This window comes from Pseudomonas sp. DTU12.3, from assembly GCF_004124275.1.
Taxonomy (GTDB): Bacteria; Pseudomonadota; Gammaproteobacteria; order Pseudomonadales; family Pseudomonadaceae; genus Aquipseudomonas; species Aquipseudomonas helmanticensis.
In genome coordinates this window covers 5,074,531-5,087,517 of record NZ_CP027218.1, presented here as the reverse complement: position 1 = coordinate 5,087,517, position 12,987 = coordinate 5,074,531, and the positions used below count along the sequence as shown (strand labels likewise).

The 12,987-nt window shown below is 59.4% G+C and carries 6 protein-coding genes; 5 read left to right on the top strand and 1 reads right to left on the bottom strand.

The genetic code is table 11. The features are described from left to right. Positions 1–162: 162 nt before the first annotated feature. The gene (locus C2E19_RS23300) at positions 163–912 is read left to right on the top strand and encodes an enoyl-CoA hydratase-related protein (protein WP_129395265.1); all 750 of its coding nucleotides are present in this window, start codon (positions 163–165) and stop codon (positions 910–912) included. Positions 913–1,055: 143 nt separating this feature from the next. Here the strand turns inward: C2E19_RS23300 and pyk are convergent, their stop codons facing one another. Continuing rightward, positions 1,056–2,507 carry a pyruvate kinase gene (gene pyk / locus C2E19_RS23295; protein ID WP_129395264.1) on the bottom strand — a complete coding sequence of 484 codons (1,452 nt, stop codon included), beginning with the start codon at positions 2,505–2,507 and terminating at the stop codon, positions 1,056–1,058. A 172-nt stretch (positions 2,508–2,679) separates the two neighbouring features. On the opposite strand from pyk, the gene C2E19_RS23290 reads away from it, so the two are divergent. The 4 genes from C2E19_RS23290 to C2E19_RS23275 all read left to right on the top strand — a co-directional run bounded on the left by C2E19_RS23290 (position 2,680) and on the right by C2E19_RS23275 (position 12,985). Continuing rightward, positions 2,680–3,066, top strand: coding sequence for a tol-pal system YbgF family protein (locus tag C2E19_RS23290; protein WP_129395263.1), 387 nt, complete (start codon positions 2,680–2,682; stop codon positions 3,064–3,066). 229 nt (positions 3,067–3,295) lie between these two features. Beyond that, positions 3,296–3,655: a PilZ domain-containing protein gene (locus tag C2E19_RS23285; protein ID WP_129395262.1), complete on the top strand. Its 360-nt coding sequence runs from the start codon at positions 3,296–3,298 to the stop codon at positions 3,653–3,655. A gap of 332 nt (positions 3,656–3,987) precedes the next feature. Next, positions 3,988–8,106, top strand: a complete 4,119-nt coding sequence (locus C2E19_RS23280) for a hypothetical protein (protein ID WP_129395261.1) — start codon at positions 3,988–3,990, stop codon at positions 8,104–8,106. A 202-nt stretch (positions 8,107–8,308) separates the two neighbouring features. After that, a complete protein-coding gene (locus tag C2E19_RS23275) occupies positions 8,309–12,985 on the top strand; it encodes a Tc toxin subunit A (RefSeq protein WP_129395260.1) in 4,677 nt (1,558 codons plus the stop codon). The last annotated feature ends 2 nt before the right edge of the window (positions 12,986–12,987 follow it).

The following is a 12,987-nucleotide window of genomic DNA, read 5'->3' as shown; positions in this document are numbered from 1 at the left end:
CGCTGACTTTTTCCAGGGCGGCGACGTTTCCTGTGACAAGGGCGCTTGCTCCCGCTTGAGTGCGCAGCGCTGATACATTTTTAGGGCCGCTGCGTAGCCCGGCGGGAGCAAGCTCCCTCGCCACAGTTGATCTTCGTTAGCCCGACATCGTCGAGACACGCCATGACCGAAGCCATCCTGCTGGAACGCGAGCGCGGTTTACTGACTTTGCGCCTCAATCGCCCGGACAAGAAAAATGCCCTGACCCGGGCGATGTACAGTCGTCTGGCAGAGGCGTTGCAGCAGGCGGATGTCGATCCACAAATCAATGCCGTGCTGATCACCGGCAGCGCCGAGTGCTTCACCGCCGGCAACGACATCGCCGACTTCATCCAGCAACCGCCGAGCGATCTCGACAGCCCGGTGTTTCACTTCATGCTCAACCTGCTCGAATGCCGCAAACCGGTGATCGCCGCCGTGGCCGGTGCAGCGGTGGGTATCGGCACTACGCTGTTGCTGCACTGCGATCTGGTCTACGTCAGCCGCGATGCACGCCTGCGCATGCCATTCGTAAACCTTGGCCTGTGCCCGGAGTTCGGTTCCAGCCTGATCCTGCCGCGCTTGCTCGGGCAAGCCAAAGCGGCGGAATTGTTGTTGCTGGGCGAGGGTTTTAGTGGCGAGCAGGCGGCGCAGTGGGGCATTGCCACCGAGGCGCTGGGCAGCGGCGCTGCGGCGCTGAGCAAGGCGCGAGAGATGGCCTTGCGCTTCGACGAGCTGCCGGCCGAAGCGGTGCGCATCAGCAAACAATTGATGAAAGCACCGGATCGCGAGTTGATCCGCAAGGTGATCGAGGAGGAGGGCAAGCTGTTCACCCAGCGCCTGCGTTCGCCGGAAGCATTGGCGGCGTTGAGCGGATTCATCAAACGGCATTAAAAGATCGCAGCCTTCGGCAGCTCCTGCATTGCGTGGCGCTCTCCCTGTAGGAGCTGCCGAAGGCTGCGATCTTTTGATCTTCCTGAACAAAAAAGCCCCGGCACTCACATGCCGGGGCTTTTGTTTTTCGAACAACCGATCACTCAGACCTGCGGGTCGCCCACGTGCAGGATCTTCATGCCGTTGGTGCCGCCGGTGGTGTGGTAGCTGTCGCCCTTGGTCAGGATGACCCAGTCGCCTTTTTCCACAACGCCGCGCTTGACCAACTCGTCGATGGCCTTCTGGCTGACTTCGTGCGGTTCCAGCGAAGCCGGATCGAACGGTACGGTGTACACGCCACGGAACATGGCTGCACGCGCCTGGGTTTCACGGTGCGGCGAGAACGCGTAGATCGGCACCGAAGAACGGATGCGCGACATGATCAGCGGGGTGTAGCCGCTTTCGGTCAGCGCGATGATCGCTTTAACGCCCGGGAAGTGGTTGGCGGTGTACATGGTCGCCAGAGCGATGCTTTCGTCGCAGCGAGTGAATTCGGTGCCGATGCGGTGTCCCGAAGTCTTGCCGGTCGGGTGCTTTTCAGCGCCGACGCAGATGCGCGCCATCGCCTGCACGGCTTCCAGCGGATACAGACCTGCAGCGGATTCGGCAGACAGCATCACGGCGTCGGTGTAGTCGAGCACGGCGTTGGCCACGTCGGACACTTCGGCGCGGGTCGGCATCGGGTTCTGGATCATCGACTCCATCATCTGGGTCGCGACGATCACAGCCTTGTTGTGGCGGCGTGCGTGCAGAATGATTTTCTTCTGAATGCCCACCAGCTCGGCGTCGCCGATTTCCACACCCAAGTCACCACGAGCAACCATCACCGCGTCGGAAGCCTGGATCAGACCATCGAGGGTTTCGTCGTCGGCCACGGCTTCGGCGCGTTCGATCTTCGCCACCAGCCAGGCAGTACCGCCGGCTTCGTCGCGCAGTTGACGGGCGTAGTTCATGTCGGCAGCGTCACGCGGGAAGGACACCGCGAGGTAGTCGACTTCCATTTCTGCAGCGAGCTTGATGTCGGCCTTGTCTTTTTCAGTCAGGGCCGGAGCGGTCAGGCCGCCACCGCGACGGTTGATGCCTTTGTGGTCGGACAGCGGGCCGCCGATGGTCACGGTGCAATGCAATTCTGTTGCGGTGGCGGTATCAACGCGCATCACCACGCGGCCGTCGTCGAGCAGCAGCTCGTCGCCCACGCCGCAGTCCTTGACCAGGTCCGGGTAGTCGATGCCGACCACTTGCTGGTTGCCTTCGGTCAACGGATGGCTGGTGGAGAAGGTGAACTGGTCACCGATCTTCAGCTCGATCTTCTTGTTGGCGAATTTGGCGATACGGATTTTCGGGCCTTGCAGGTCACCCAGCAGGGCGACGAAGCGACCGTGCTTGGCAGCCAGGTCACGCACCAGCTTCGCGCGAGCCTTGTGCTCGTCGGGGGTGCCGTGGGAGAAGTTCAGACGGGCAACGTCCAGGCCAGCCAGAATCAGCTGTTCGAGAACTTCCGGCGAGTTACTGGCCGGGCCAAGGGTAGCGACGATTTTGGTACGACGGACGGACATGCAAAGACTCCTGAGTTCAAGCGCTAGCGAAGGCTACTATGCTCTTGGGGTGTAGTCATTGTTCGAATGCACTACTTAATGCTTTCTTTATTGAACGCGACAACTTTGGGACAAACGCGCCTGAAGATTTCCGACCCTGGGTCGATACATTGCTCAAGACAGGAGAACCCTCATGCGATTCGTACCCATTGCCGCCCTTGCCCTCAGCGCCCTCGCCGTCACGGGCTGCACCCGTTGGTCGATGAACCATCATTTGAACAACGCCTACAGCGCCTATGATCGCGGCAATTGCGAGCAAGTGATGCTCGAACTGTCCAAGGTCGAGCGTTCCAGCCGCGCCCGCCCGTACGTGTGGCCGGAAGTGTCGATGATGCGCGGCCAGTGCCTGGAACGGCAGAAGATGTTTGTCGATGCCGCGCAGACCTATCAGTTCATCATGGCCTCTTACCCGAACAGCGAATACGCCTACCGCGCCCGCGCCCGTCTGGAAACCCTGGAAAGCCTGGGCCATTACCCCACGCGTAGCGCCGCAGCCGTGGTACGCCCGACACGTTTCTGATGACAGTTGTCATACAAACTCTGGCCGACTGTACAGGCTGAGCTATAGTCGAATGATCCGGTTCCAGCGCATTGGCGCTGATCCGGGGCAACACCTGCGACTGGCAAGTGGTCAAGTGACGGCGACGTAGCGACCGGCACACCGGAAGCGGGGAGAGCGAGCCTGCCCCACAGGTTTGTTCCGAAGCACAGCGCGGCTCTGTGATGGAGCCTTGCATGGCGAACTGCGCATGTTTACCGACCGCCGGATCGAACGGCATCAATTGCCGTATTTCCTCAGAGTGTTCAACAGCGTCACTGACAAACCCATCGGTTTTCTCGGCAACGTGTCCGAAGATGGACTGATGCTGATCAGCCAGTTGCCGATGATGATTGGTGCTGAATTTCATTTGCGCCTGAAAATCCCCGCCATTGATGGTTGCCAGCAGGTGATCGATCTCGATGCCTGTTGCCTGTGGTGCCACGAAGACGCCACACCTCTGCATTACGACGCCGGTTTCAGCGTGCAGCGACCGCCTGCGGAATATGCGCAACTGATCGAGGCGTTGCGCCAGTACTTCAGTTTTCAACCATTGCCGGCCTCGGCCTGAGAACTCCCCCTGCAGGAGCTGCCGCAGGCTGCGATCTCTTGATCTTCATCCGCTTACGGCAACCGTCCGCTCACTCGCCAACCCCTTCTCGGCAAATCCAAAAAGCCCGCCCGCTCGATTGATAAATCGTCATATAACCGATGCAGTGGCTGGTTTCGGCTTTCTCATTTGCAGGCGCAGAGCCTGAGACCTGAGATGTTTTAGTAATTAACAACTATTGTGTTAGACGGAACTGATCTTTAAAACTGTCAGTTATGACAGTGGTTGCGCATGTTCCTGCTACGTATGTTGATTCACAACTTGACTCATACATCGCGTAGGGCGTCGCTGACATGAAAGATTCCGTTGAAAATGACGAAACAGGCAGGGACGGGCTCGATTTCGAAGACGTCCAGATCAGCACTGCGCAGCTCACTGAACAGGCAGACGGCTCGTTGCGAGAGCTGGGCGAGGGTAAGCAATTTTCCGAGCTGTTCTGGAGTGACGCGATCACCACCAGGCTACACCAGACCCATCCGCGCGTCTCGGAACTGAAAACCGAGCTGGTGTTGCAGTACAAGTTCGAGGGAGGCCAGATTAAGGTCAGGACGTTGCGCTACAAGATGACTACTCGCGGTGCAAACAAGGACAGGGCCAACATCGATATAGCCCTTTCAGCCGCCGCTTATGTGCGCAGGAATTCTCCCGACTCCATGTTGCAAGACGCCCAGTGGCACAACTATGAGATTTACCTCGAGTCCTCTCTTGCTGCCCCCAGTTTCAATATGTACTTGGTTATTCGTGTCAATTATGACGGGGCGAATAATGATGTTGGTGACCATGAGGGATGGGGAGTGCACATTCGCCCCGCACAGAAGCCACTCATACAAACACCGCTGCCCGGTTCAGTGCAAACGATGCCATTTGCCGTTTCCGGAAAAAACGGACTTCTCAACGGCAGGATCCATTTGTCATGTTCGTACAATGGCAATGCGCACTCGCTCGGCTCCGTCAATGCCAGAGCCGACGGTACCTGGAATACTTCCATCTCTCTGCCATCTGGCGTCACGTCCTTTTATGCCGAACAAGTCATCGGCAGTGAAAACTCCGGGAGGTCGGATCCCGTCTCCATCAAATGGTATGTGGCACCACGCATCGACTCACCTGCCAACAATGCGGTTGTTGCTGCCGGTAGCCCATTGTTGTTGAAAGGGCAGGGGATTTCTGGCGAAACCATCGAGGTTTTTACGCCTGACGGAGGTCAGCTGCACGCGACGGCCGTCGTTGGTCCCAACGGTACATGGGAGGCTCCGTTCGACCAGGGCAACTACCCGCGCGGCGGTCTGGTCTGGATGACCGCCGGCCACATCAACAGGTATGACTGGTCTGTCGAACAGTTTTTCAAGTTGCTTGGCGCCCCGCCCCTCACCTCTCACTCCGACAATCAACAGGTGGAGCGGCAGATTGCCGTAGGCGGCACGTTGGCCGATCCATTCAAGGCTGGGAGGGTCTCCGTCTACAGAGACAGTACCAACACATTACTCGGAGGCGGGGACGTGGCGGCCAGCGGGAGTTGGTCGGCAGCCATCACATTGAATCCGGGGCCAGACACCGTGACGGCCAGTCATGTTTATTCGTCGGTGCCGTCAGTGCGTAGCGTGCCCGTCAGGCTGCTGGTCCGACCGCCTCAACCGACCCTCAAGTCCGAGCTCGTCGGTGGCAGGGTCAGGTTGTCAGGCACCGGGTATAACGGAACCGGTGTGCGCATGGACATTCATCTCGATGGCAACGTAGCGTCGCCATACCTCGACGCCGTTGTAAGTGCGGGGGCCTGGTCCAAGGAGATTCCTCAGGAATTGTTGCCGGGCACTTATCGTTTCAGCGGGCGACAAAGCGTTTCCGATGGTGGCAGCGGGCGGATCTACAGCTCAAGCTGGGCGAGTGAAATCCGAGTCAACATCCCGACCCCGATACCCCTGTCAGTCACCGTCTCGGTCAACGGGCAACGAGCTACTTTCAGGGGCCGGGGTAATCAATGGGGGACGAACGCAGTCGATGTCACCATCTTCAACAACGGTGTTGTCCTTGCGAATGTGCCCAAGGCCGAGGTACAGACCAACCTGAACTGGGAAACGTCTGCCACCGCTGACCTTGCTCCAGGCAATTACACCCAACTGACGGCCAGGCAGGGGGCAAACCAACAGTGGTCCGCCGACAGCGCCGTGTTCTCCATGACGGTGGCGTGTCCGGCCCCGTCGTTTTCCGAACCCGCGACGGATACGCCCTCCGGACAGTGTCCACGAATCAGTGGTATGGCGTGGCCCGGTTCGCAAGTCATTTTGAAGATTCCGGGCAAACCCGATGTGCCACTGACAGCCAATGGTGGGATCTTCGAAAGGAACGCCGCTGAAGAGTGGGCGCCTGCCACGTACACCATTACCGCAACGGCAACTTTTGGCGGGCAGACCTCTTTGGTAGAAAGGCGGACTTTCACGGTTGGAACCCCGAAGCCATTCATCAGCACACCCGCCAATGCCGAAGTTGATCTGTCGCCGATCATCGAAGGCACGGGTTATCCAGGTTGCTGGGTGGTGATTTTCTCCAACGTCACCCACCAATCCATCGGGGCTGGGCCGGTGGACGGGGAGAGTAAATGGCGCGTGACACTGAATGATCAGTCACCGTCCAGTCTGACTTTTTATGCTGTACAGCAAGAGTCCCGAACCAGCGACAACCGGTCTCAGGCAACTGCCGTGCGCACGGTCAGGGTACGGGTGCCGAAACCGTTGATAACGGTGCCGGCGCAAAGTGGCAGACCGGCGCGCGAGTCGCTGTTCTCCGGAACCGGGCAGTATCCCGGTACCGTCGAGTTGTCGATCAAAGGGCAGACTGCACCTTTTCTCAAAGACATCAACGTGCGAGACGACGGCACTTGGGAGGTGCAGGTGACGTTGACTGCCGGCGGGCCACGGGCACTGGAGGCGAGGCAGCGGCAGCGCGGCTACGCCAGTGATCCGTTTGAGCGTGTGGTTACTGTGGTGCCCGCCATACCTTCGGTCGACACACCGCGGGCAGGTGAGAATCTGGGGCGTGAGTTGCGAATTTCCGGATTCGGATTTGCAGGAGACACGACACTCATCTATCGGCGCGGGAGTGTGTCGAGTACGTTGCGGCAGACCCTGGTATTGGCAGATGGAACGTGGTCGGCAACGGTTGCTCACAACTTGCTTGCTACGGACGGCATCAATGTGTCGGCCTCTGCCGGTCAAGGTCTGGATTCTGCCCTTTCGCCGGTCGTCACTTACACTTTGCTAGGCACTCGTCCGTCCCTCACCGAACCACTGTCCGGCGACTGGGTTGGCGTACGCCCACTTTTCTGCGGCCTGGCAACACCTGGGGCAACCATCACTGTGGCCTCATGGTCTAACGCCGATGACGTGCTGGCCCCGGCGGCGATTGCGGATACCGATGGACGCTGGTCGGTTGTCGGTAACAAGGATCTACCTGAAGGCCCCATGCGTGTGGTGGTAAGTCAGAACTTTAACGGTGTCCGATCGGAAGGGTTCGAGAGTGCCCGCTTCATTGTGGAGCGCAAGACGGCCGGATTCGAGGCGCCCAGTGTGAATTACCCGCTCGCCGGCCAGTCGGTCGGGCGCTATCCGATGTTTTCAGGTTCCGGAGAACCGGGCGCTGAAGTCTTGATCGTCAAGGAAGGTTCGGTGGCAACTGAACTCGGCAGGACCCGGGTTGGTCGCGACGGGCGCTGGGCCCTGCGCGCGCAGATCCAGTTGCCCGTTTCTGCTGCGCTCTATTTCTATTCGGTGCGCCAGTCGCGCGATGGCGCCATTTCGGCCTGGTTGTTGCCGCATCGCAGTCTGGTGGTGACACAGGTTGAAGCAGGATTCGAAAAACCGCTCATCGACGAGCCTTACGACGATGCCAATCAGATATTGGAAGGCCAACCGCTGTTTGCTGGGAGGGGAGTACCAGGCGCAGACCTCTATATCGCCTATGAAGGCGAAGTCACCCTGCTGGCGGTTACACAAGTAAATGCCGAGGGTAAGTGGTCGGTTCGCGGCCGAATCTCCTTACCTCCACGGGAGGCCCCATACCGAATCTCGGCTCAGCAAAGCATGGATGGCCAAGTGTCGCAATCGTCATCCACGATCAGCTTCAAGGTCGATGACAGGCTGGCGCTATTCGTTGTCAGTAGCCCGCAGCGCGGCGCCGAGGTGTCGTCATATGCGGTGTTCCACGGAACGGGACTGCCTGGTGGCGAAGTGCGCCTTTACCGATGGGCAGACCCTGCCAGAATTCGTGGGCAAGGTATCGTCGATTCCAAAGGACATTGGGTGATCGTGACCGATGCCTTATCGGCGGGGCGCTTTGTGATAGGCGGGTACATCTGCAAGGGCACGGTTGTATCGCCATCGCTTCCCGAATTCGAATTGAACGTCATCAACGGCGACTGACAGATTCAGACAATGACACAGGCCCCTTCGGGGGCTTTTTCTTGCCATTCTACCGTGCAGGGTATTCCGACCAACGGTCAAAATACCTGTCAGATATGACAGTAGAAAGCAGCTCACGGCAAGCGTTAAATCGACCTGGCGCCATCGACGTTTTCGTCTGGGCGATCTGTTGCATGATTTTTTGCCTGGGGGAAGTGCTGCGATGAGTGCATCTGACGATCGTCCGATCGATTTGTTGGTCAAGGCAGTACTGGGTGAGAAAGACCCGAGCGTGCCCCGTCCCTTTGATGACTACCTCGACCGGCATCCCAGCGTATTCGAACTGATCAAGCTGCGGCCGGCGCAATTGCACGACCTCGGCCTGACACGCGAAGAAACACGCACATTGCGGACCCGTGGCAACGCTCTGGCGTTGTACATGGCCCGGCTGTTTCGCGAGCAAAGCCTGCGTCCGCAACCGGCGCTGCCTGTGGCAGATACCTTGGTGCCCTTGCCTTCCTACATGGATCTATTCCAGCCGGACGTCGGCGGCGCCGCGCCGCCAGGCAGTCCCGAACACAGCGCTTCGACCACCGCCTACATGGTGGCGTTACGTGAATGGATACGCGACAACATCGAGCCATACGGTGACTCGGCGCAGACCATCAAGTTGACCGAGCGGCGGCCTGATGTGGATGAATTGCTGATCGATGAAATGGCAATTGCCCGCGTGCAACCGCGTCTGGAAATCGTCAATTCGGTGCTGGAAGCGCAGATCCTGGCCAGCCCGATCGGACCTTTTCCCGACGTCAAATCGTACCTGCGCACAATACGCTTTCATAACAGCCTGCCGTACGACCATGACTCGGCGAGCATTGCCCATGTCGTCGGTACCGCGCTGAAGGATGGTGCTTTGGGCGGCATCATTCGCCGGGTCGATGTCGATTATCCGTATTTCAAGAATGACGGCGCCCGGGGGGCGCGCGCCGATGTCGCGATGCAGCTCGACAGCGACATCGGGCCACTGCATCTGTCGTTATTGCTGGAAGATCCGTATTTCCCGCTCAATGCGGAAATGGCCGCGGCGCCCCTGCGCAGAGTGGATCCGTTGACGCGGCGTGTCGATCCACATCCACTGCGTTCTGCGGAGGATTTTTATCTTGTCAACTTTGGCAGTATGGCGAGTTACCTTGAAAGTCTGCGCAAGCTGTGGATCTTCAGGGATGCAACGCGCCTGGATCAGCATCAGGTCGATTGTTTGCTGGGGCGCGGCGTCTTCACGCCGAAATTGTCGGCCAACGCGCCCGCGCTGGGTGACCCGGATACGCCGCTGACGGGAGAGGTGGCCGGCGCCCGCTATATCCATGGCGCGCAAGGACCGGCTATCGAATTGGTGCCGGCGACGATCGGTGGGTTGTTTGAACTGGTGCATGTGGGGGAGACCGGGTTCACACAGTTGGAACACCGCATGGACCGGATCAATCGCAAGTGTCGGCTGGACCGCATGCTGGGACTGCTCTCACATCACGTCGATCAGTTGCTCAGCGCCGCGATGCGCGCCGAGCAGCGTGGCACTGGCGAGCCGTCTGTGTGGATCCGCCCCAATACCTTGCGCTGTCTTGGCCTGTACAAGGATCTCAATCGTGCTTACGGGTGCAAGGCCGAAGAGTTTGCGGCGCTGATCGACGTGCTGTCGGTCTACGGTCAGGACGGGCAACTGTCGCACTATGACCGCGTGTACAACCGCGCAGCGTTATATGAAGAGCCGCTGTGCATCGACAACGGCGAGTTTGCAATCGTGCCACGCACCTCGGCCGAACAACAAACGGTGCATCAGATCTGCAGCGCGCTGGAGATCAATTTCGAAACCTATCGTTATCTGGCCACGGTGATTGCCGAGGCGTTTGGTCTGAAGACTCACTTGAGCCGCAGCCTGGAGATTCTCTCGAGTTTCTGGCGCCTGGTGTTCCTCGGTCGAATGTTCGACCTGACGCCGATCGAGTCGACGGCACTGCTGCAGACCCTGAGCGCGGGAGAAGGCCTGGCGGCGCAACTGGCGGGCAAACCGCAAGTATCCAGTTACGGCTCGACGGATGGTGCCGACGCCCTCAGTGCCATCCGTGGTTTGATGACCTGTTCCAAATGGTGCCAAGAGCAGGATCTGTCGCCGCTGTGGCTGGTGCAGAACCTCTATCCGGTCTACGTGCCGACGGTCTGGAGCGAGTCCCAGGAACAGTTGCTGCGCCAGATGCGCAGCAAGGTGCAGGCTGTGCGGCTGGAGCCGGCGACATTGCTCGAGGAAGGTGCGCCGCAGCGCGATGACAAGCAACAGCTCATCGACTGGCTAGCGGCGCTGGTAAACCTGGTGGACAGCGATGGTCTGGTGATCGGCCTTATTGGCGAAACCCAGGCCGAGTACCTAGAGCGCGCCACTCGCTTGATCAAGGATGTCGTGCTTACGATCTATTCGCTACCGGAAAACGAACCGCTGCGTGAACCGTTGGAAACCCTCCTGCGCACGATTGTGCTGCGTATTCGCGACGAGCAACGGGTGGTGGTGGAGAGCGCTCTCTCGGTTTATTTGAAGCTCGATGCGTTGCTGACCGCGCAAGTGCTGGCATGGGCTCAAGGTCAGGCCTATGACTTCCTGAAAGAAGCCATGGGCCTGCCGAACCTGAAAAACGCGCAGGTGCTGGACCAACCGGATTCGTTTCTGCAGATGCTCGCCGAGCTAGAACGGCGCGGGCGGATTGCGGAAAAACTGCAACTGACGCCAACCCTGCTCGGGACGTTGCTTACGGGTGAGCAGTATCAATGGTTCAGCCTGGAGAACCCGTACCAGATTTCGATCCGTACGGTGTATTACCTGACGTTCTATCGGCGCCTGGTATCGTGGGCCCGACAGCCCGAAGAAAAAATCCTGGATTACCTTACCCAGGTCAATCAATTGCCCGCTGACATGAGTGAAGACGGCTTGCGCCTGGTGCGTGACGCGGCGGCCGACAAACTGGCCAGCTACCTGGGCTGCGGTATCCGTCACGTACTCGAGTGCGCCGGGCACATCAGTCATGAGAGCGACGACAACGACGAACCGGCCTGGCCGATCCTGCGCAATCTGGCGCAGCTGGATTTGCTTGACCGCACGTTCGACCTGGCTCGACGCGGAATGGACATCACCGCCGCCCTCAGGCTGGGATCGTTGAACCCGCTGGATCCGGAGGCGCTGTACGCAGAGGCGGCGCAAAATGCCCTGGAAAGTCTGGCCCGGTTCAACACCACGGGTATGTCGCTCGATTCGGCGGAAGTCGGCCAGAGTTTCACTTCTCGCTGTGTAGTGGACAATCCGCAACTGATTGCCAATCTGTCACAGGAGGTCGCGGAGTTCGAAATTACCCTGCTCGATCTCTACGGCGAGCCACTCAAGGGGGTGGTTCTCAATGTGGCAACCGACCTGGGCGCGGTGCTCACGCCAGTTATCCGCACGGATGACATGGGGCGCGCCCGGGCGCAATTGCAGGCCGGGGCCAGGGTCGGCACCGCGCATCTGCATTACAGCGTGCCGTTGTATGAACCGGTGTACGCCCCGTCGGTGATCATCGACTGTGATAAGGCGACGCTGAAGTTCAACTCCGAGTTGAGCGATTTGCCGCCACGCGATCCGGTTCTGGCCGGGCGCCTGTGGGAACAGCCGATATACGCGGTGCTGATCGACGATTACGGCAACCGCGGCGCTCATCGGCCAGTGGTATGGTCGACGACGCTTGGCGACATTCGTCCGAGCCAGACCTTTACCGACAAGGATGGCCTGAGTCGGGTGTGGATCTCCAGCCTGAGCCCGGGGGATGCGTCCATTACAGTCGGCAATGTCGAGGGCAATCACAGTTTCACCTTCAGTCGGCCGATCGTGTTTGCCGATAAACCGCGGATTTTCAGCGCTCCGGTCATCTCTGGGGTGGCGTTGGTCAATCGTGCATTGCCGGTACGCTGCCGGGTGGTCGCGCTGGACGATGCACCTCTGGACGGTGAAAAGGTGATGTGGTGGACCAGCGCGGCGGCGGACAAGGTTGAGGTGCCGAGTGACGGCGACGGCTACTCGGTGTTTTCCGTGGCGCAACCGCCGGTGGGTGCATTAACGGTCTACGCGCAGTTGGGTAGCGACCCGGTGGTCGAAGTCAGCGTGTGGGTGGCCAGTGATGCATTGATCCACAACTTCTCGCAGGTGATTCGCTACCCGATCGCCAATGCTTCGCGCCCGACTTTGCTCTGGGTCGATGTGAAGGAGTCCGCAGCAGCGAACGCGCAGCCGGTGCCCAATTATCCGGTCCTGTGGACGGTCAACAGCAACCCTGCACAAGTTCTGACGATTGTCACCGATGCTCAGGGGCGTTCGGTGTTCCCCTTCAATTCAGCAAGCGCAGGCGACTTCATTGTGACCGCCGACTTGACGCTGCATGCCGGGAAACGACAGGCATTCACGCTGAAGGTACTGCAAGCGTTTCAATGGAAGGTGGAGCTGGTCGTCATCGAGGCCGGTAGGGAAATCCGCACGCCGATCATCCCGGGAAGCGACGAACTCACCCTGTTCAGGGACAGTCATTATCGCCTGGAGATTTCTCCGCTCGACACCTCGCAACTCAGGGACAGCGAGGGGGCGATGGGCTGGAGTTCCGAGTACACCAGCCAGGCACTGGGCATGACCTTCACGCCACCGCTGGCCACGCGTTTCCCCTTCGGGGACAACCCTTATCAGGTGGATATCCGCACCGCCAACATCCGCAATGGCCGCTTTCAACTGAGTCTTTTCAGTGATCGCCTGAACGAGGCGCTGGTGCTGGAAGGCACGCTGGGCAAACGCCCCGTCACCCGCCTTACCCGCAATCGCGTCGAGACAGGGAGATAACC

Coding starts and splice junctions, on each gene's coding strand:
- C2E19_RS23280 (WP_129395261.1), top strand. CDS start 3,988: ATGAAAGATTCCGTTGAAAATGACGAAACAGGCAGGGACGGGCTCGAT.
- pyk (WP_129395264.1), bottom strand. CDS start 2,507: ATGTCCGTCCGTCGTACCAAAATCGTCGCTACCCTTGGCCCGGCCAGT.
- C2E19_RS23275 (WP_129395260.1), top strand. CDS start 8,309: ATGAGTGCATCTGACGATCGTCCGATCGATTTGTTGGTCAAGGCAGTA.
- C2E19_RS23285 (WP_129395262.1), top strand. CDS start 3,296: ATGTTTACCGACCGCCGGATCGAACGGCATCAATTGCCGTATTTCCTC.
- C2E19_RS23300 (WP_129395265.1), top strand. CDS start 163: ATGACCGAAGCCATCCTGCTGGAACGCGAGCGCGGTTTACTGACTTTG.
- C2E19_RS23290 (WP_129395263.1), top strand. CDS start 2,680: ATGCGATTCGTACCCATTGCCGCCCTTGCCCTCAGCGCCCTCGCCGTC.